Here is a 21,663-nt window from a genome sequence, read left to right on the forward strand (position 1 = left end):
TTATACCAATTGTATTAATTCTCCAATCAATTTGAAGGGGGAAGTAGCATATTAGCGTCGTTAAAAATTTTTCATTTAGAACAACTAAATAGCAAAATTTTTGCCTAGCTACTAAAGCTATTTCTCCGCTTCAAAATAGCCCATTTACTTAATGCAATTGGTATAAGATGAAAATCTCTCAACTTCAATAGGTGAGCGAGCGCGGCAGTTTATATGTTTAGACGTCTAAAGTCTAATGTTTTATTATTTTCAACTTAACTGACTATGACACACAGATACGGTAAACTCTACTCCCGCAAAAACACATTTCTATTATCCGGTTAGCCATCGTTGCTGCCTTTTGGATAATCAACATCGCAAATAAAAAAGGGTAACGTATGACAAGAATAGGTATTTACGGTGCGAATGGCAGAATGGGGTTAGCATTGATAGAAGCCTGCTATTTGTCGCAACAAGTAGAGCTGGCCAATGCTTTTGTACGTGATAGTTCACAATATCTTGATAAAGCAGTTAATCAATTGCAGCCTCAAGCAGACGCAAATATCTGTTTTAGTTCCGAGCAAAGTAAGCTTGAAAATGTTGATGTATTAATAGACTTTACTTTGCCAGAGGGTATGAAGCAGCATTTATCAGCTGCAATTGCCGCTAAAAAACCAATGGTGATCGGTACTACTGGACTGACAGCAAGTGAAATGGCGCAGTTGGCGGAGGCCGCAAAAGATATCCCAATTGTGTTTTCTCGAAACTATAGCGTTGGCATCAACCTGCTGCTTAACTTAGTACAAACAGCCGCACAAAAGCTGGCTGACGACATGGATATTGAAATTTTCGAAGCGCACCATCGCAACAAAATCGACGCGCCCTCAGGAACTGCGCTCGCTATCGGAGAGGCGATTGCAGAAGCAAAAGGCTGGCAACATGATGAGGTCGCGGTTTACGACCGAAGTCAGAGCCATGAAGCGAAATCCCAACAAGAAATCGGTTATTCGGTCCTCAGAGCCGGAGATATAGTAGGTGAACATACGGCTTACTTCTCGACAATGGGGGAAAGGCTTGAATTAACACATAAAGCAGCGTCGAGATTGACCTTTGCATCAGGTGCTGTAAGGGCTGCACAGTGGCTAAAAGATAAACCAGCAGGCCTTTATGATATGCAAGATGTGCTAGATTTAAAGAAGTAAGTATAACATTTTGAGGCTTTAAAGCAAAAAAAGAGTTTAATGGCTTATTTTTATAATTTTTGTGATTTGTATTAGACGAAAAGGCATTCATACTGTAGACTATAACGAATTTGCCAAAATTTTAATAACTGCGTGTTACCAAGCGCTTTGTAGACGGGATGTTGAGCGTTTTGCTTTCGCCCGTTTTTTACTATTAGGAGGTTAACTTGACTAAATCCGCTCTGTTAGTCCTTGAAGACGGCACGGTGTTTCGCGGTACTGCTATCGGTGCTGACGGTATGTCAGTCGGTGAGGTGGTATTCAATACGTCAATGACGGGGTATCAAGAGATCTTAACTGATCCATCATACGCGGAACAAATCGTTACGCTTACTTACCCACATATCGGCAACACCGGTACTAACAGCGAAGATGAGGAAGCGGACAAGATCTGGGCAAAAGGCCTAGTGATCCGTGACTTACCACTGCTTGCGAGTAATTTCCGTAACGAACAATCATTGAGTGATTACTTGAAAGAACGCAATATCTTAGGGATTGCAGATATTGATACTCGTAAACTAACTCGCATTTTACGTGATAAAGGCGCTCAAAACGGCTGTATTATCGCAGGTGACGAAGTAGACGAGCAAAAAGCGCTAGAAGCGGCGCAAGCATTCCCTGGCTTGAAAGGGATGGATTTAGCAAAAGTAGTAACAACAGAATCTCAGTTTGAATGGCGTGAATCAAGCTGGACTCTAGGCGAGGGCTTTAAAACGCTTTCTGCTGAAGAAGAAAAATTCCATGTTGTTGCGTACGATTTTGGTGTGAAAAAGAACATTCTTAGAATGTTAGTTGATAGAGGCTGTAAGTTAACCGTTGTTCCAGCAGAAACCTCCGCTGCTGACGTACTTGCATTAAACCCTGATGGTATCTTCCTATCAAATGGCCCTGGCGACCCTGAGCCGTGTACTTATGCCATTGAAGCAATCAAAGCATTTTTAGAGACAGATACACCTATTTTTGGTATTTGTTTAGGCCATCAGTTATTAGCACTCGCTTCTGGTGCGAAAACAGTAAAAATGAAGTTTGGTCACCATGGTGGTAACCACCCGGTTAAAGACTTAGACCGTGATGTCGTGATGATCACAGCACAAAACCACGGTTTTGCTGCTGACGAAGCAACGCTTCCTGATACGCTACGTGCAACGCACAAGTCACTGTTCGATGGCACACTGCAAGGTATTCACCGTACTGATAAGCCAGCGTTTAGCTTCCAAGGTCACCCTGAAGCAAGTCCTGGTCCACATGATGCGGCACCGCTATTCGACCATTTCATTGAATTAATGCAATCTCGCAACGCTTAATTAGACCGGAGTAATAATGCCAAAACGTACCGACATAAAAAGCATTCTGATTTTGGGCGCAGGCCCAATCGTTATCGGCCAAGCATGTGAATTCGATTACTCTGGTGCTCAGGCCTGTAAAGCGCTTAGAGAAGAAGGCTATAGAGTTATTCTTGTTAACTCTAACCCTGCGACTATTATGACTGACCCTGAAATGGCGGATGCAACTTACATCGAGCCTATTCACTGGGAAGTGGTAGAAAAGATCATCGAAAAAGAAAAGCCTGATGCGGTGCTGCCTACTATGGGTGGCCAAACAGCTCTTAACTGTGCGCTAGACCTAGATAAGCACGGTGTGCTTGCTAAACATGGCGTTGAGCTAATTGGTGCGACTGCAGATGCAATAGATAAAGCGGAAAACCGTGAGCGTTTTGACGCGGCGATGAAAAATATTGGCTTAGAATGTCCTCGCGCTGAAATTGCACACTCAATGGATGAAGCACACGATACCTTAACTCGCATCGGGTTCCCATGTATCATTCGTCCTTCATTCACAATGGGCGGCACCGGTGGTGGTGTTGCGTATAACATGGAAGAGTTTGACGAGATCTGTACTCGTGGTCTTGACCTGTCACCAACCAATGAGCTGCTTATCGATGAAAGCCTATTAGGCTGGAAAGAATATGAGATGGAAGTGGTTCGTGACAAAAACGACAACTGCATCATCGTATGTTCAATCGAAAACTTCGACCCAATGGGTGTACATACTGGTGATTCAATCACAGTTGCGCCAGCACAAACGCTAACTGATAAAGAATATCAAATCATGCGTAACGCCTCGATGGCGGTACTTCGTGAAATTGGTGTTGAAACGGGTGGTTCAAACGTTCAGTTTGGTGTAAACCCAGTTGATGGCCGTATGGTTATCATCGAGATGAACCCACGTGTATCACGCTCTTCTGCACTTGCGTCGAAGGCTACGGGCTTCCCGATCGCTAAAATCGCAGCCAAGCTTGCCGTAGGTTACACGCTTGATGAGCTTCAAAACGACATCACAGGTGGTGCAACTCCAGCATCATTTGAGCCGTCAATCGACTACGTAGTGACTAAGATCCCTCGTTTTAACTTCGAAAAATTCGCAGGTTCAAACGACCGTCTAACTACGCAAATGAAGTCGGTTGGTGAGGTAATGGCAATTGGTCGCAATCAACAAGAGTCATTACAAAAAGCACTACGAGGTCTAGAAGTGGGTGCAACGGGTCTGAACCCGATCGTCGCATTAGACGCGCCAAACGCAAAAGAAACGATCATTCGCGAATTGCGCGAGCCAGGTGCCGAGCGTATTTGGTATATTGCCGATGCGATGCGTCATGGCATGTCTGTCGAAGAAGTATTTGAATTAACTAAGATTGACCCTTGGTACCTAGTTCAAATCGAAGACATTTTAAAAGATGAGGCGACAATCGCTGAAGTGGGCATGGCAGGTCTAAACAAAGACTTCCTGCGCCGCTTGAAGCGTAAAGGTTTCTCAGATGCTCGCATTGCCGAAATCGCGGGTGTATCAGAAAAAGAAATTCGCAAGAAGCGTCACCAGCTTGAAATCCTACCGGTTTACAAGCGTGTAGACACATGTGCTGCAGAATTTAGCTCAGACACCGCTTACATGTATTCAACGTATGATGAAGAATGTGAAGCGAACCCTTCTGACAAAGACAAAATTATGGTTATCGGTGGTGGTCCTAACCGCATCGGTCAAGGCATCGAATTCGATTACTGCTGTGTACACGCAGCCCTTGCAATGCGTGAAGATGGCTATGAAACTATCATGGTTAACTGTAACCCAGAGACGGTTTCAACAGACTACGATACGTCTGACCGCCTATTCTTCGAGCCAATTACACTTGAAGACGTGCTAGAAATTGTCCGTGTTGAAAAGCCAAAAGGCGTGATCGTTCAGTACGGTGGTCAAACGCCACTGAAATTGGCACGAGATCTTGAAGCGAATGGTGTGCCAGTGATTGGTACTTCTCCTGACGCTATCGACCGCGCAGAAGACCGTGAGCGCTTCCAACAGCTTGTAGAGCGTCTAAACCTACTACAACCAGAAAATGCAACGGTAACCTCACTAGAAGAAGCGGTTGCTAAATCACAAGAAATTGGCTTCCCACTGGTTGTTCGTCCATCATACGTACTTGGTGGTCGTGCAATGGAAATCGTGTACGATGAAGACGACTTACGTCGTTACATGACAGAAGCTGTGTCTGTTTCTAATGAAGCACCAGTGCTACTTGACCGTTTCTTGGATGATGCAATTGAAGTAGACGTAGATGCTATCTGTGACGGTGAGAACGTTATCATCGGCGGTATTATGGAGCACATCGAGCAAGCAGGTGTTCACTCGGGTGACTCGGCCTGTTCATTGCCTGCACACACGCTGCCGCAAGATATTCAAGACGTGATGCGTAAGCAAGTCCGTGACATGGCGCTGGAGCTAGGTGTTGTTGGCCTGATGAATACCCAGTTCGCGGTGAAAGACGGTCAAGTTTACCTGATCGAAGTTAACCCGCGTGCTGCTCGTACAGTACCATTTGTTTCAAAAGCGACAGGCGTTGCACTTGCAAAGGTTGCTGCACGTTGTATGGTTGGCCAGTCTCTTGAAAGCCAAGGTATAACGAAGGAAGTTATCCCTCCTTATTACAGTGTAAAAGAGGTGGTATTGCCATTCGCTAAGTTCCCAGGCGTTGACCCAATGCGTGGTCCAGAGATGCGCTCGACGGGTGAAGTGATGGGGGTTGGTGAAAACTTCGCCGAAGCATTCGCAAAAGCCCAATTAGGTGCATCAAACACTTTACCACGTGGCGGCCGCGCGCTACTATCTGTGCGCAATGGTGATAAGGCACGCGTAGTTGAACTAGCTAAGACAATGAAAGCAATTGGCTTTGAGTTAGATGCAACGAATGGTACGGCGAAAGCGCTTGAAGAAGCGGGTATTGAAGTACGTCGCGTAAACAAAGTATTCGAAGGCCGTCCTCACATTCTTGACCGTATCAAGAATGGTGAGTATAGCTATATCGTTAATACTACCGAAGGTCGCCAAGCTATTGAGGACTCGAAGGTGTTACGTCGTGGTGCACTTCAGCATAAGACTAACTACACCACTACGCTAAATGCAGCGTTTGCAAACTGTACAGCGAATGAAGCTGACGACAGAAGTTCTGTAAACTCTGTTCAAGAACTACACCAGCGTTTGAACTAAAAAGAACAAGGCCAGAGCGTCAGCTCTGGCAATGAGTGAGATACTTATGCAATCAATTCCGATGACAGTACGAGGCGAAGAATTGCTTCGTGATGAACTGAATCATTTAAAAAAAGTTGTTCGCCCGAAAATCGTTGCAGATATTGCAGAAGCGCGTGAACACGGTGATTTGAAAGAAAATGCTGAATACCATGCTGCACGTGAGCAGCAAGGTTTTTGTGAAGGCCGAATTCAAGAAATTGAAGCTAAGCTTTCAACAGCGCAGATTATCGACGTGACTAAAATGCAGAACAACGGCAAGGTTATTTTTGGTAGTACTGTGACTATTGTAAATGTAGATACGGACAAAGAAGTAACTTATCGTATCGTTGGTGACGACGAGGCCGATCTTAAGAACAACTTGATTTCTGTTAATTCACCGATTGCGCGTGGATTAATCGGTAAAGAACTGGATGATACAGTGAATATTCAAACGCCGAATGGCGCCGTTGAATATGAAATCATCGAAGTTGAATACAAGTAGCCCCTTCTTCTAAAGCCCGCATCCGCGGGCTTTTTACTTTAACAATCATTTCTACTTTTGCTGCTGTAATGCCGTGTAATTGCCATTTCTCTATATTCTTATAGTTTTGTGTAATGCCTGTATATTTTTTGGTACAAACAATTTTAGGAGAAAAGGATGTCATTTGAAGTAGAACAATTCAAAACACAAGGGTTTGAGTTGTTTATATCGAGTTGGAGATCTAGGTTGGCAGGCGCTGGCGCGTGGGATCTTTCTCAGAATCCACATTATTTTTGGCGTACAATGCGTAGTCAATGTGCGATTGACCTTAGTAAGCAGAGTGAGCTTTTGCAAGGTGTAAGTTTAGCAAGGTACGATACCTATCTTATTCTCACTGCTTTGTTATATACCAATAGTTTATATGCAAGCTCTGATTTAATCATTGGTTATAATCTACCAAATCACTTCTTTAGCAGTAATAGTTCAGAAGCTCGACAAAGCTTTTCTCGTGAGTTACTTGATTCGCTTAAGCTCACTCAGCCCTTGCTCTTGGTTGATGAATATTTTGAAAATTTTGAGTTTAATACGGTTGCTTATGACAAGCTCAATGAGGCTAATCCCGTTTGGCACGATATCAGTAGCGAGTTAGGCACTCTACCCAGCTTAGTAAATACCACCCGTTCAGAGCACCAGCTTTCCTTAAACCTATTACACTTTGTACCGAAGCTTTTCTCTGGTAAGCAACTTGCCGAGCAAATAAAGTATTTAGCTGAGATAGAGTAGGAGCCATACACATTTGACATAGTTTGAAACGAATTTGCTTTAGACTTCTGGTGCGAGCTTGTTACACTCAAATTGTTCCCAAAACCAATCAGGCATCGGTTCATAAATGATATGTTAGGATAAGTCGGTATCTTTATCAGGAGAATAACCATGAGTTTATTAAAAAGCGCATTGTTTAAGACGTTGAAAAATAAGTCTACTCAGCAAGTCGCTTCAGTGGTATTGGATAAGGCACTGAAGCAGGGAAAAGAATACCTAGATTCAAGAAACACTAGCAGTGGCAACGATACAGATGAATTGCTGTTAGGGCTACAGCATTTATTAGCACAAAAACCGAATGACGGTGTTTATTCAATCTCGCTATCCACTTATCGAGTGAGAGTAAAAATCACTTCTGGGGCTATTTCCCATATTGATAAGATTTAATTTATTCCACTCACTGTAAATTTTTATTCCTTTTTTTTCGTCAATTGGTTGGACTTTTTATCATAAAGATCAACCAATTGGGTGAATTTATAACCAACGACCTTCCCCCTTGGATACCCGCTTTTAAAATTATGGTGGCTTTTCCGTCGAGCCACTATTCCATAAAGTTATATAAAATATATTGTATACATTGTAATTTTAGTGTTAAAAACCTATAACCCAATCGGGTTTGGATACACAACAGGAAAGGTAAATGATGAAAATTACAAAACTCACTTTGGCGTTATCTGCGCTTACAGCGATAAATTCTGCCAACGCACACCAAGAATCACAGCGACTCTTTAAGCCGCTCGATGCATCGGTTCAAGTGGAAACGAACATTTCCCATGGTCATGAGCACCAAGCTTTGAATGATAGAGCACCCGTTGCACACACTCCAACACGAAGTATGCCGCTGTTATCTGCTAAACACACGCCATTATTGCAAGCTATGGCAGTAACCCAAAGTAAAGCGATTGCTGCATGTGATTTAAATAGTTTAGCGAGTGCGAGCAGTAGCCAAATTGTTACTGAAATAAAGCAACAGGGTACGAGCTGCATCAATGCTTTGTTCTCCGCTGACAGCAGCATCCAAACACAAGTGTTCACGTCAGATAAAATGTATGCTGCGGCGCAAAATGCCAAGTCGCTTTCGCAAAGCTATACAGGCAACGGCAGTGCCGATCTCGAAGCGCTTTATTTGTTTATTCGCGCTGGCTTTTATGTTGAGTTTTACAATGATCAGGTAACTTTCGCCACTTGGGTTAAGCCTGCGGTGAAAGATGCGTTGGATGCTTTTGTTAGCAATAGCCATTTCTACGACGACAATGATGCCCATGGTAAAGTACTTGGTGAGGTTATTACTACAATGGACTCATCGGAACTACAAGGGCACTATCTGCCTGTCGTAAAAGCATGGTTATCTAAATGGAATGAAAGCTACGCTCAAAAGTGGAATATGCGCAGTGCGGTAAACGGCATTTTCACTATCTTATATCGTGGTCAGTGGAATGATAACTTTGTCGCTTTGGTTAAAAACGATCAACAATTGGTGAGTTTACTAGGGAGCTTTACCGCACAAACTTGGATGATAAATTCAGACTCTGAATATCTAATCATCAATGCAGCAAGCGAATTGGCTCGACTTAAACTATACAATGGTGCAGCTATTCAAGAGTCAGTCGACACGCAATTAACCGCTTTATTCTCGCGTTACAACAGTTATGGTTTTGGCGATGGTGTCTGGTTAGCTGCGGCCGATGTCGCGACCTATTATGCTGATTGTGGTCAGTTTGGTATTTGTAATTTTGATAAAGAACTTGAGACAAAAGTGCTTTCTCAACAACATAGCTGTAGCGATACAATAAAGATTAGAGCACAAGCGCTTACTACTCAGCAATTGACTTCAGCGTGTCAAACCATGGAAGCGGAAGAAGTGCGATTCCACACCATGCTGGAAACAGGCCGCTTACCGGTTGCCGATGACAACAATGACTTTCTGCAAGTGAATATCTTTAATAGCAGTGCGGACTATAAAAAATATGCCAAAGCCATTTTTAAGATCAGCACCGACAACGGTGGCATGTATTTAGAAGGTAACCCTAGTGATGTGAATAATGTTGCTAATTTCATTGCATACGAGGCCAGTTATGCAAAGCCGGATCATTACATCTGGAATTTAGAGCATGAATACGTACATTATCTTGATGGGCGTTTTGATCTTTATGGTGACTTTAATGCTCCGACTAAGCCTATCGTCTGGTGGAGTGAAGGAGTGGCTGAGTACATTGCAAACCTCAATGATAATCAAGCCGCAATAGACACAATCAAAGATGGCTCAGTATATACGCTGGCCGAAATCTTCAGCACGACGTATGACGGCTTTGATCAAGATAGAATTTATCGTTGGGGTTATTTAGGGGTGAGATTCTTGTATGAAAAACACTTTGATGAAGTGCTCGCAATGCGACAGGAAACGCGACAAGCAAATTGGAATGCGTACCAAGCTCGTATGGACCGACTCGCATCACAGTATCAATCAGAGTTTGTTCAATGGTGCAACGAGCTTGCCGCTGGTGGTCAGAATAACGCACCAACTTCAGTGATTAATGGCCCATACTCTGGTGACGTTAATCAAGCGATACTATTTTCAAGCCAAGGTAGTATCGATCCTGATGGTGACGCGCTCACCTATTTGTGGCGTTTTGGTGATGGCAGCCAAAGTAATGAAGCCAACCCTACGCACAGCTATGTGCAAGCTGGCGAGTATCAAATTAGCTTAACAGTGAGTGACCCTAGCGGTTTGGATCACACTAGTAATACAGTGACTACCGTAAGCGCAACGACTTCAAACAAACTACAGCCTGGCATACCTGTCATGGTTGCGGGTGAGCAAGATGAACAAGTTGCATTTTCAATTGATGTTGCTGCTGGCACTGATAAATTAGTTATCAGCACGTCTGGAGGTACAGGTGATGCCGATCTTTACGTAAAGTTAGGCTCGTCGCCAACGTTCAGCGAGTATGACTGCAGACCATACCAATCCGGCAACGAAGAGGTATGTGAAATCACCACACCTGCCGCTGGCACCTATTACGTTATGTTGCATGGCTATAATCGCTTTGAAAATGTGCAGTTGTTAGGAGAAACCGTAACAAATTCAACAATAGAGGACGTATGTCAGTCGCAGGGTAGTGTCTCTAATGGTAGATTGGCAGCGGATGAAACAATTTGTCTTGGAAGCCAAGAGCCGATGTGGTTTAGCCTTGAGAATGTAAGTGGCCAGCAATCGGTAGTGATCAAGACCGCGCATGGTAGTGGTGATTTAGGGCTTGAATACAGTAATGCAGGATGGCCAAATGGCACTAATGTGGATGCAAGTTCGTTCAATCAAGGTAACCAAGAGTGTATTGAGATAAGTGCGCAATCTGAATATTGGGGGTACTTGAAAGTGTCAGGCGCACCAACGGGGGCTGCGCTGAAAGTGTCTTATAATAAAGATGGCTGTCAGTAATTGCCTAATACTAAGGCAGACATAATGAAAGTAGTTAAACGGGTAATACAGATCATAGTTATTACTTGTTAATAATTTGTATTTGTTATATTTTTGTAAAACAAGGGGCCTTAGGTCCCTTTTCTCATTTAAAAACATGGAAAAGGAATTAACTGATGTGCCGAGAAGGAGCTAGGCTGTATTTTTAGACTGTATTAAAAGTTTAGGTTAGACACGAGGCACTCAGTGTTAAAAAAGTACTTTATAGTCATTTCCACTTGGTTAATGGTGGTATTTTCAGTGGCAGCTGCTGAAACCAAAATTCTCTACGTATATCATCATAAGCCGCCCTATATTATTGATCTAGAGGCGCAAAAGGGCCTTTATTTTGATTTAGCAAAGCTCATTAATGACGTGCAAAAAGAGTTGCAGGTAGAAGTACGTTTTGTGCCACGTAAACGCTTAGATAAGCAGCTCGAACAGCAAACGCTCAAAGGTTTTATTTTAGGCGTAAACCCAGCTTGGTTTGATGACCGGAAGAAACAAAAGTATTTGTGGAGCAGCCCGTTAATGTTTGATACGGACGAATTCGTCTCGCATGTTGAGCAGCCGTTTGAATATTATCACCCGAGCTCATTGTACGGTAACCAAGTTGGCGCTATTGCAGGGTACTACTATCGCCACTTGGATCACGGGGTGGAGCAAGCCAATATCCAGCGAGTGAACGTAAATTCCGAAGAAGCACTATTGGAGATGATCCTTAAAAAGCGGGTGAGTATTGCGATCGTCAGTCGGTCTACGACAGAATATCTTATTGCTAAAAATGGTTGGAAGCGAGTGTTTCACTTTTCTCAAAATCCCCATGAAACCTATTTTAGAGCAATATTGGCGCCTAAAAATTCGGCATCGGATTTTGAGGCGCTACAACAGGTATTAGATTCTAAGTCTTTCAAAAAGCAACTGGTGAAATTACTTAAAAGCTACCATCTCGCTTATTGAAGTAAGGGAGAAAGAAGCGGTAGCTATTCTGACTTTAGGTTTAGATACATCGCTGCGGTGCTCTAATTATTACCAGCTACCCGTGTTTTCCATTGATTGCCAAGGTTCGGCAGGAGGCAACGCATCACCTTGTTGGAGTAACTCGATAGAAATGCCATCTGGAGATTTAACGAATGCCATGTGGCCGCAGCGCGGTGGTCGGTTGATCACCACACCGGCATCTTGCAGCTTTTGGCAAAGTGCATAAATGCTTTCTACGGCAAAAGCCAAGTGGCCAAAATTACGACCAGCAGTGTATTCTTCCGGATCCCAGTTATAGGTAAGTTCGATAGTAGGAGAAAAGCTTTGCTGCGCCTGCTCAACTTGATCAGGGGCGGCGAGATAAATTAAACTAAAACGGCCTTGTTCACTGTCATAACGCTTCACTTCAACGAGACCTAAGAGGTCGCAATAAAACTTCATTGATTCATCAAGATCACGTACTCGTACCATTGTATGTAAGTATTTCATTATGTATTCCGTTTAGACTCCAGTCAGCAAATTTTAAAATGTTATACATCAGATTGAAAGGCCCACAGACTTTGACACCTAAAAGTGGCAATCAAAGTGCTTTGTGAGTCGAAAAGAAGAGCAAGAACCTGTCCCTATATAGCTTCAAACAATACTGAATATTAGATTAATATTTTGTTATTTATCATGTTTTTATAAATTTTCATGATATTTTTCGTTGCCCTTTGCTTTAAGCAGATGATTGATTTAGGATCAGGCTTTATAGTCAAAAAAACATGGACATTATGATCATCAGGCTGATCCTTATTGCACTGTTTTGTTTTGCTATGACGGCAAAAGCAGTAGAAGTTCAAAATTTATATGAAGCCTCGCTGAGTGTTAGCGACAAATCTCGCGCAACACGAGCGCAAGCGAGTCAACAGGCATTATTAAAAGTGTTGCAAAAGCTCACAGGTAAAGCCGATGATTTTTCTCACCCTTCTATCCAAGCGAGCCTTAAGCGAATCTCAGATTACATGCTGAGGTATGAATATTATGATAGACAAGGTGTAACTAAAATAAAGGTGGAGTTTGAGCCTGGTAAGGTCGAAGATCTAGTCAGAGAAGCTGGTCTACCGCTTTGGGGTAACCGCCGTCCTATGGTCGCGATTTGGATGGTGATTGAAGATAATTTCCGCCGAGAGTTTGTTACGCAAGAAAGCTACCCTCAACTCGAACGCCTGATTTATGACACCGCAGACGAATGGGGCGTGCCAGTGGTTGTTCCTTTGATGGATCTTGAAGATCGCAGCAATGTGAGTATCGCAGAGGTTTGGGGTAACTTTTCTAACGAAGTAGAGGAAGCGTCATTGCGTTATGAAGCGGAGCGCGTTATCACCGCACGTTTGTTTCAGCCCCCCCATACAAACTCCTGGCAGTTAGACTGGCGCTACACTGATGCTGAATATTTTGAGCCTGAGCAATATGTCGGTGACAAGCAGCAAGTTATTATTGATATGGTGAACCAGCTATCTAGCACCTTAGCTCAGAAATATGTTATCGATCCTAATCTCACTTTAGAAGCGCATCGAACTGAAATTGTCGTTGAGCAATTACAGTCATTTACGGATGTAGAAATGGCGAAGCGTCGTTTGCTATCTATGAGTACCGTGGTGGATGTTGATGTGATCTATCGTGCGAAAACAGCGGTGAAGTTTGCGATTGAACATACCTCAAGCGCATCAGATTTGCGTAAAACGATTGCATTGGAGCAAAGCTTTAAGGCTTACGAAGACCCTAGGGCCTATTATCAAATCGCAGACGACAACAACCTTAAATACAATTGGGTGGGCAAATAGAATGGAGTCGCCACGTCAAATGGCGTTGCCAGTGACGCTGCCTGATGACGAAACCTTTGCCTCGTATTTTGGTGGCGAAGCGTCATTGGAAGTAAGTCACTTAAAAAATGGTCTTTCCCGTCGTTTAACTGGTTTTCAGTACACTTACCTTTGTGGACTGGCAGATTCTGGCAAGTCGCACTTGCTTTATGCCACGTGCATTGAAGCGCAGGAGCTTGGGCTTTCAACTATCTTATTGTCGATGCGAGAAGTGTTGGATTTTGGTCCGTTAGTGTTAGATGGGCTCGATGCATTGGATGTAGTTTGTATAGACGATGTGCATTTGGTTGCAGGAGATGAAGCGTGGGAAAAAGCCTTATTTAACTTTTTCAATCGTTTTAATGAAAAAGGAAAATGCCTAGTGGTCACAGCCGATCTGTTACCCAACATGCTGAATTTGTCACTGCCAGACTTAGAATCGCGCCTAACCTGGGGAACGACCTTTCAGATCCGCTCGATGAGTGATGATGATAAAGCCGAAGCCTTAGTAAAGAGAGCGCATATGCGTGGCCTTGAGCTCTCCGATGAATGTGCGCGATTTTTGCTCACGAGATTGAGTCGTGATATGCGCGCTTTACTTGATGTATTGGATAAACTCGATCACGCATCCATGGCTGCGCAAAGAAAGTTAACAATTCCTTTTATAAAAGCCACTTTAAAGCTGTAACAGGGCTAGAATATCGCCTTGCAATTCAGTTATCATAAGAGATTAAATAACAGCAAATTACCTCAGCAAAGATCAGGTAGACAATGAATTTAGAAAATATTTTAGCGCAAGCGCTTGAAGCCGTTGAGCAGGCAAGCGAAATTGCGCACCTTGAGGAAGTTAGAGTTAACTACCTTGGTAAAAAAGGTGAGATCACAGGTCTTCTTAAAACGCTAGGCAAACTAGCACCAGAAGAGCGTAAAGATGCAGGTCAAGTGATTAACCAAGCTAAGACCCAAGTACAAGATGCGATTACGGTAAAACGTGAAGCGTTAGCCAATGCAGCACTTGAGCAGAAGCTAGCAGCTGAGACGATTGATGTGACGTTGCCGGGTCGTACAATGCCAGCTGGTGGCCTTCACCCAGTTACTCGCACCATTGAGCGTATTGAGCAGTTTTTTGGTGAGCTAGGATTTGCTGTTAAATCTGGCCCAGAGGTTGAAGATGACTTTCATAACTTTGACGCGCTAAATATTCCAGAGCACCACCCAGCGCGTGCCGATCATGATACTTTCTATTTCAATCCTAAATTGGTACTACGTACACAAACCAGTGGCGTTCAGATCCGTACTATGGAAGCTGAGCAGCCGCCTTTGCGAATTATCTCGCCAGGTCGTGTATACCGTAACGATTACGATCAAACACATACGCCAATGTTCCACCAAGTTGAAGGCTTGATGGTCGACACTAACGTGAGCTTTACAGAACTTAAAGGAATTTTGCACGATTTCCTACGTAACTTCTTTGAAGAAGATATGGAGATTCGCTTCCGTCCTTCATACTTCCCATTTACAGAACCTTCAGCTGAGGTGGACGTAAAAGGTAAAAATGGTAAATGGCTTGAAGTACTAGGCTGCGGCATGGTGCACCCGAACGTACTGCGCTCGGTAGGCATTGACCCTGAAAAATACACTGGTTTCGCCTTTGGTATGGGCGTTGAGCGTTTGACGATGTTACGTTATGGCGTAACTGACTTAAGAGCTTTCTTCGAAAATGACTTAAAATTCCTAAACCAATTCAGATAAGAGCGACAAAAGTATGAAATTCAGTGAAAAGTGGTTACGCGAGTGGGTCAATCCAGCAATTGATACTGATGCGCTATCTGAGCAATTATCAATGGCGGGTTTAGAAGTTGATGGTGTAGACCCAGTTGCCGGTGACTTCCAAGGTGTGGTTATCGGTGAAGTGGTTGAATGTGGCCAACACCCAGATGCTGACAAACTTAGAGTAACAAAAGTAAACGTAGGCGAAGACGAACTACTAGATATTGTCTGTGGAGCCGCTAACTGCCGTGCTGGTTTAAAAGTAGCGGTTGCTAAAGTGGGCGCAACGCTTCCTGGCGATTTCAAAATTAAGAAAGCTAAACTTCGTGGTCAGCCGTCTCACGGTATGCTGTGTGCGTTTGAAGAGCTTGGCATGGCGGAAAGCTCAGACGGTATTTTAGAACTCCCTATGGATGCGCCAATCGGTCAAGATATTCGTGAATACTTTGGCTTGAACGATGTAACGATTGATGTCGATTTAACGGCTAACCGTAGCGACTGTTTAGGGATTAAAGGTCTTGCTCGTGAAGTTGGGGTACTAAACAGCATCGACGTAACGGAAGTTGCTATCACGCCTGTTGCGCCAACAATTGATGATAAAATCTCTATTGAACTGGTAAACAGCGAAGCATGTCCACGCTACTTAGGTCGTGTGATTAAGGGCGTTAATGTCAAAGCAGAGACACCGTTCTGGATGGTAGAGAAACTTCGCCGTTGTGGTGTTCGCTCGATTGATCCAGTTGTTGACGTAACGAACTACGTGTTGCTTGAGCTAGGTCACCCGATGCACGCGTTCGATTTAAGCCAAATCGAAGGTGGAATTAAAGTACGTAATGCCTTTGAGAATGAAGAGCTAGTATTGTTAGACGGCAACACGGCGAAGCTTAATCCATCAACACTAATGATTGCTGATGATAATAAAGCACTTGCGATGGCAGGTATTTTCGGTGGTGAACAGTCAGGTGTTAGTGACGAGACAAATGATATCTTGCTAGAAAGCGCGTTCTTTGCACCGCTTGCGATTGCAGGTCAGGCACGTAGCTACGGTTTGCATACCGATGCATCGCACCGTTACGAGCGTGGTGTAGACCCAGTACTTCAGCGTGATGCGATGGAAAGAGCGACAGGCTTGTTACTTGAAATCGTTGGCGGTGAAGCAGGCCCGATTGTTGAAGCTGTGTCAGAAGCAGATTTACCAAAAGAGCGTCAAGTAACTTTACGCCGTGAGCGTTTAGACCGCGTGATCGGTTATCATATCGAAGATGCTAAAGTGTCAGACATCTTAACGCGTCTCGGCTTAGCTGTAACATTTTCAGGCGGCCAGTGGCAAGCAACAGTGCCAAGCTATCGCTTCGACATTAGTATCGAAGAAGACTTAATTGAAGAAGTTGCTCGCGTATTTGGTTACAACAATATCCCAAATGTGGCGCCAACCGCTGCGTTAAAGATGACAGATCATCAAGAAGCACGTTTGCCTGTAGCGCGTTTTAGAGATGAGTTAGTAAGCCGTGGTTATCAAGAAGCCATCACATACAGTTTCGTTGATCCAAAAGCACAGCAGCAGCTACATCCTGAAGCTGATGCATTAATTCTTCCGCACCCAATTTCGATTGAAATGTCAGCAATGCGTGTAAGCTTGATGACAGGCTTGATCAATGCGGTTTCTTATAACCAAAACCGTCAACAGTCACGTATTCGCTTATTCGAAACGGGCCTTAAGTTCATCAAAGACGACAGCGCGGAAAACGGCGTGCGTCAAACTGCTGTGATCGGTGGTATCGCGTATGGTAATACGCACAATGAACACTGGTCTGTGCCTTCACGTAAAGTGGATTTCTTTGATGTGAAAGGCGATGTAGAAGCATTACTTGCGCTTTGTAACGATAAAGCACGCTTTAGTTTTAAAGCAGAAGCGAGCGATGGTTTGCACCCAGGTCAATCAGCTGCAATTTATGCAGACGGTAAAAAGGTTGGTTTCATCGGTGCAGTTCACCCTCAGCTATTAAAGCCGTTAGAGCTTAAAGATACGCCATATGTATTTGAAATCGACATGGCTGCTTTAGAAAATCGCCTGCTTCCAGAAGCAGTTAGTATCTCGAAATTCCCATCAAATAGAAGAGATATTGCTATTTTAGTTGCAGATGACGTAAAAATAGGCGATATTTTAGAGTGCATTGAGAAAGTTGGCGGAAATCAATTAGTTGACCTAAACTTATTCGATGTGTACAAAGGGCAAGGGGTTGAACCTGATCATAAGAGTTTAGCCATTGCTCTAACATTACAAGCGGTTGATAGAACGCTCGAAGAGAAAGACATCAACGCGGTTGTAGAAAACGTGGTGGCCGAACTGGCCAAACAATTCAATGCATCGTTGAGGGACTAGATATGGCGCTTACTAAAGCCGACATAGCTGAACACCTATTTGAAAAACTGGGGATCAATAAGAAAGATGCCAAAGACTTAGTTGAAGCGTTTTTTGAAGAAATCCGCTCAGCGCTAGAAAACGGCGAGCAAGTAAAGCTCTCTGGGTTTGGTAACTTTGACCTTCGCGACAAGAAGGAACGCCCAGGTAGGAACCCAAAAACTGGGGAAGATATTCCTATCTCTGCGCGACGCGTGGTAACTTTTAGGCCTGGCCAAAAGTTAAAAACCCGTGTTGAGGTCGGCACAAGCAAAAACTTGTAATATAAGAAAGCCTTGGTGGTGATACCAAGGCTTTTTTTATATTGAAATAGTTTTGTCATATATTCAAGCTACACTCTGCGCCTGTTTGCGTTCCGTGGAGTGAGGAGCTTATGCGAGGAGCACACTGCTTAAGCAAGTTGTTTAAGAATGTCTTTATTGCTTGGTTGTCTTGCACCTTTGTATTTTCAATTGTGGCTGCCCTCACTTATGTGCATCAAAAAGAGACTGCTAAATCCAACCTTACTACCGTAGCGAGTCGGATTGTATCTGACATCAACAAAGAGTTTGCTGTAGTAGACGATACCTTAAAACATGCTATCCACCTTTCTTCGAATTGTGACCCTGAGGGTCTACAGTACATGCGTAGATTGGTTTTTGAAAATCCAGGTATGAGCGAAATAGGTATAGTAGATAGTAAAGGGAAATTGGTTTGCAACTCTTTTGGGCAGCTCACTCCACCTGTTAATACCAGTGCCCCCATAAAAAAGCCCGGGCTAAGATACTACGGTCCAGTTATTACTGACTACCTGGAGCTTCCAGCCTTTGTTCTAGCACGTACAAGAGACGATGGCTATGAAGTGAATGTGTTGATCCCTGCTCATTGGCTGAAGAGTATGCTTGATATTTCGGCTCATCATAATACCGATTTTGCTGCCTTGGTCGACAATAGCACGGGTGTGCCGATTTTTTTAAATGGTAAATACGCTTTGCCAATCCGTCAAAAACTATTTCCGTCCGCTAATAGCCGTGCAGTAGAAGCACTTTTTGATGATGGAAAAGTAAAATTTGCTTACGTTGCTGCTATTCCAAGTTTACCGCAGATGAGTTTGATTATTGCAAAAAATGACGAGCAACTAGTGAGTCTAGGTTGGTTATGGTTAATACTCTGGAGTGTTTTTTATGGCGTCTCTTGGGTTGGCCTCACTTTGTTATTAATCAGTTATGACAAGCGCCAGCTAAGCAGTAAAACACAAATATTAAGAGCATTGGCAAATGATGAGCTGTTTAACGTGTATCAGCCTCTCGTTAATTCCGAAATAAAGTCGATAGTGGGCGTAGAGGTGCTTATTCGCTGGCATCATCCACTTGAAGGTGTGCTCGGTCCTGCTTACTTTGTTCCAGAGGCTGAGCGAGATGGTACTATTTTAGATATCTCGATAGCGCAAGTCGAAAACGCTGTGCGTGATTTGACGGACATCTTGGAAGCTCAGCCAGGCTTTAAGGTTTCTTTTAACGTTAATGGTTTACTTCTGGGTTCTAAGCGCTATATAGACGCCTTACTCGCTGCAAAATGTCAAATATCATCGTTGACTATTGAATTAACTGAGCGCGATGTGCTGACACAAGCTCAAACAAAAACGGTACTAACTGAGCTCAAACGTGCCGGAATAGAAATCGCGATTGATGATTTTGGCACGGGATATAGTGGTCTGCAGTACCTGCAAAGTTTTCCGATTGACCTACTGAAAATAGATCAGAGCTTTGTCGCATCGATTGGCCTAGATACTTTGCAATCCCCGGTTTTATCGGCGGTGATTGATATGGCGGAAAAGCTGGATAAAAAACTGATTGCCGAAGGGGTAGAAACTCAGGCTCAAGCAAGTTACCTAAAAAGTCGAGGAGTGAATATTCACCAAGGCTGGCTTTACTTTAAAGCATTGGAGCTGCCGCAATTGCAATGTGAGGTAGGTAAAGCGCTGGGTGATAACAGAGTAGCTTAACCACTCTGTTACTTTTAATAGACCCTAAAATCAAATAACCTTAGCGAAGTAGCAACCAAATGCATCAAGAGTGAGTACATTTGCGCTTGCCGTGCCACTTAGGTGCTTCAGGTCGCACTGCATTAATGCAACTTCAGGAAGTGTCACGCTTTGCTGAGTAGCGGCTAAGTTGAATGCGCACAGCAGTGTCTGGGTTTGTGTTTTACGGTAAAAAGCTAATACTGGCTCTGGAGTATCAATAAACTCAATATCGCCTGTTTTTAGTGCAGGTTGCGCATTTCGCCACTGTAAAAAAGCTTGATAGTAGCTGAGCGTTGAATTGTCATCTACTGCCTGTTCGTCTACTGCTCGTAGCGCATGCGCTTCAGAAACTGGTAACCAAGGCTTAGATTCTGAGAATCCAGCATTGGTTTTTTCTTTTGTCCACGGAAGCGGCGTTCTACAGCCATCACGGCCTTTAAAGTTTGGCCAGAAGGTAATGCCATATGGGTCCTGCAGCTCCTCGAAAGCAACGGTGGCTTCGCCAAGTCCAAGTTCTTCGCCTTGATACATACAGACGCTACCGCGCAATGAACCGAGAAGGGCGGTGAGCATTTTGACCTGCGTATCGTTCACCTTGCCATCTACACTCCAGCGACTTGCTACCCGTTCTACATCGTGATTTGCAAACGCCCAACATGGCCAACCTTCGGTCATGACTGACTCTAGGCGAGAAACCGTTTCTCTGATGTACTTTGCACTATAATCGCTAGTTAGGAGCTCAAAGCTATAACCCATGTGTAGCTTGTTACCATCGGCTGTGTACTCTGCCATTGTTTGCAAAGAGTCTTCTGAGCTTATCTCACCCAAGCTAACTGTGCCTGGGTATCTATCTAATAAGGCACGGATCTCTTCCATGAACAGTAAGTTTTCAGGTTGTGTATTGTTGTAATAATGGTACTGAAAAGCATAAGGGTTGTCTTCGCTAAAGCCACGACCTTGACGAAGCTCAATAGGCTTAGCTGGATTATCCCTAAGCTGCTTGTCGTGAAAACAGAAGTTGATGGCATCTAGTCTAAATCCATCAACGCCTTTTTTAAGCCAAAATTCGACGTTGTCTAGTACGGCTTTACGCACTTCAGGGTGATGAAAGTTAAGATCCGGCTGCTCAGTTAAGAAGTTATGCAGGTAATATTGGCAACGTCTAGGCTCCCACTGCCAGGCAACACCGCCAAAAATGGATAGCCAATTGTTTGGTGGACTGCCGTCTGGATTGGCATCGGCCCATACATACCAGTCTGCTTTGTCGTTTGTTTTGTTTTCACGACTTTCGACAAACCAAGGGTGTTGATTTGAGGTATGACTAAGTACCTGATCAATGATGATCTTAATATCACGGTTATGTGCTTCACTGATAAGCGTGTCAAAATCTTCGATAGTGCCGAACATAGGATCGATATCGCGATAATCGCTAATATCATAGCCAAAGTCTTTCATTGGTGATTTAAAAAATGGTGAAATCCATACTGCATCAACACCAAGCGACTTAATGTAGTCTAGTCGCTGAATAATACCTTGTAAGTCGCCAATACCATCTGCGTTACTGTCCTGAAAGCTACGTGGATATATTTGATAGATAACCGCGCCTTTCCACCATTCATTATTTGCCATGCACTTTCTCCAGGCTATGTGCGTGTTTATTCTGTGGTCGTGCTGAGTATCAAGTAAATACGATACTAGGCACTTTCACCACTAATTTTGCCAAAGAATACGTCATGCTCATGGGGCTGTAAAAAACCTGCATACGTATGCAGGTTTTGTTGGGGAAATTTATGATAAGTCATTTACATAATTTTATTTTATAAAATAAATTTACCAATATTGGCCTACAAAAGGGAATAACCAGATAAATAAGGCTTTACAAGACTAAATTTTTGGTAAGACCAATTTAACTTGAGTAAGTCGTTAGATAACACAGAAGATGTGGTTTGATGTTCAGTCAACAATAATAGTCCGTGAAAGTTAAGATTTAGTGAAATTAAAGCAGGTAAATAAATGTTGTCGGTCTTATGACCTTAATAAGTAAAACTATATATTTATCATTAGGTTGAGCTTTATTTCTGTAAAAAGCCTGTAAATTTCG

General features: G+C 43.5%; 16 protein-coding genes. 14 read left to right on the forward strand and 2 right to left on the reverse strand.

Going from position 1 to position 21,663, the window contains the following annotated elements:
* The first annotated feature begins 377 nt into the window (after positions 1-377).
* The 8 genes from dapB (at position 378) to CWC03_RS09055 (ending at position 11,500) form a co-directional block, all read left to right on the forward strand.
* Positions 378-1,181 (forward strand): 4-hydroxy-tetrahydrodipicolinate reductase, encoded by an 804-nt coding sequence (gene dapB / locus CWC03_RS09020; protein ID WP_138581569.1) that lies wholly within the window; start codon positions 378-380, stop codon positions 1,179-1,181.
* 206 nt (positions 1,182-1,387) lie between these two features.
* On the forward strand, positions 1,388-2,524 hold the full coding sequence (gene carA / locus CWC03_RS09025; protein ID WP_010377970.1) for a glutamine-hydrolyzing carbamoyl-phosphate synthase small subunit: 1,137 nt from the start codon (positions 1,388-1,390) through the stop codon (positions 2,522-2,524).
* A gap of 16 nt (positions 2,525-2,540) precedes the next feature.
* A complete protein-coding gene (carB, locus tag CWC03_RS09030; protein WP_138581571.1) occupies positions 2,541-5,759 on the forward strand; it encodes a carbamoyl-phosphate synthase large subunit in 3,219 nt (1,072 codons plus the stop codon).
* Between the two features lie 46 nt (positions 5,760-5,805).
* A complete protein-coding gene (greA, locus tag CWC03_RS09035) occupies positions 5,806-6,282 on the forward strand; it encodes a transcription elongation factor GreA (RefSeq protein ID WP_010377973.1) in 477 nt (158 codons plus the stop codon).
* Positions 6,283-6,438: 156 nt separating this feature from the next.
* Entirely contained in the window at positions 6,439-7,044 is a 606-nt protein-coding gene (locus CWC03_RS09040) for a hypothetical protein (RefSeq protein ID WP_138581573.1), read from the forward strand.
* Positions 7,045-7,194: 150 nt separating this feature from the next.
* Positions 7,195-7,470, forward strand: coding sequence for a hypothetical protein (locus tag CWC03_RS09045; RefSeq protein WP_138581575.1), 276 nt, complete (start codon positions 7,195-7,197; stop codon positions 7,468-7,470).
* 253 nt (positions 7,471-7,723) lie between these two features.
* On the forward strand, positions 7,724-10,522 hold the full coding sequence (locus tag CWC03_RS09050) for a collagenase (RefSeq protein WP_138581577.1): 2,799 nt from the start codon (positions 7,724-7,726) through the stop codon (positions 10,520-10,522).
* Between the two features lie 225 nt (positions 10,523-10,747).
* Positions 10,748-11,500, forward strand: a complete 753-nt coding sequence (locus CWC03_RS09055; RefSeq protein WP_138581579.1) for a transporter substrate-binding domain-containing protein — start codon at positions 10,748-10,750, stop codon at positions 11,498-11,500.
* Between the two features lie 69 nt (positions 11,501-11,569).
* On the opposite strand, the gene CWC03_RS09060 is transcribed toward CWC03_RS09055, so the two are convergent.
* Positions 11,570-12,010 carry a VOC family protein gene (locus CWC03_RS09060; protein WP_138581581.1) on the reverse strand — a complete coding sequence of 147 codons (441 nt, stop codon included), beginning with the start codon at positions 12,008-12,010 and terminating at the stop codon, positions 11,570-11,572.
* Positions 12,011-12,285: 275 nt separating this feature from the next.
* On the opposite strand from CWC03_RS09060, the gene CWC03_RS09065 reads away from it, so the two are divergent.
* The 6 genes from CWC03_RS09065 to CWC03_RS09090 all read left to right on the forward strand — a co-directional run bounded on the left by CWC03_RS09065 (position 12,286) and on the right by CWC03_RS09090 (position 19,541).
* On the forward strand, positions 12,286-13,347 hold the full coding sequence (locus CWC03_RS09065; RefSeq protein WP_138581583.1) for a DUF2066 domain-containing protein: 1,062 nt from the start codon (positions 12,286-12,288) through the stop codon (positions 13,345-13,347).
* A 1-nt stretch (position 13,348) separates the two neighbouring features.
* Complete coding sequence (gene hda, locus CWC03_RS09070) at positions 13,349-14,053, forward strand: DnaA inactivator Hda (RefSeq protein ID WP_026001083.1); 705 nt, start codon at positions 13,349-13,351, stop codon at positions 14,051-14,053.
* An 83-nt stretch (positions 14,054-14,136) separates the two neighbouring features.
* A complete protein-coding gene (gene pheS / locus CWC03_RS09075; protein WP_010604038.1) occupies positions 14,137-15,117 on the forward strand; it encodes a phenylalanine--tRNA ligase subunit alpha in 981 nt (326 codons plus the stop codon).
* Positions 15,118-15,130: 13 nt separating this feature from the next.
* The gene (pheT, locus tag CWC03_RS09080) at positions 15,131-17,518 is read left to right on the forward strand and encodes a phenylalanine--tRNA ligase subunit beta (protein ID WP_138581585.1); all 2,388 of its coding nucleotides are present in this window, start codon (positions 15,131-15,133) and stop codon (positions 17,516-17,518) included.
* A gap of 2 nt (positions 17,519-17,520) precedes the next feature.
* A complete protein-coding gene (ihfA, locus tag CWC03_RS09085; RefSeq protein ID WP_010377997.1) occupies positions 17,521-17,820 on the forward strand; it encodes an integration host factor subunit alpha in 300 nt (99 codons plus the stop codon).
* A 110-nt stretch (positions 17,821-17,930) separates the two neighbouring features.
* Positions 17,931-19,541 carry an EAL domain-containing protein gene (locus CWC03_RS09090; RefSeq protein ID WP_138581586.1) on the forward strand — a complete coding sequence of 537 codons (1,611 nt, stop codon included), beginning with the start codon at positions 17,931-17,933 and terminating at the stop codon, positions 19,539-19,541.
* A gap of 30 nt (positions 19,542-19,571) precedes the next feature.
* Here CWC03_RS09090 and CWC03_RS09095 read toward each other — a convergent pair whose 3' ends face one another.
* A complete protein-coding gene (locus CWC03_RS09095; protein WP_138581588.1) occupies positions 19,572-21,191 on the reverse strand; it encodes an alpha-glucosidase family protein in 1,620 nt (539 codons plus the stop codon).
* Positions 21,192-21,663: the final 472 nt, after the last annotated feature.

This window comes from Pseudoalteromonas sp. S2755, from assembly GCF_005886535.1.
Classification (GTDB): domain Bacteria; phylum Pseudomonadota; class Gammaproteobacteria; order Enterobacterales; family Alteromonadaceae; genus Pseudoalteromonas.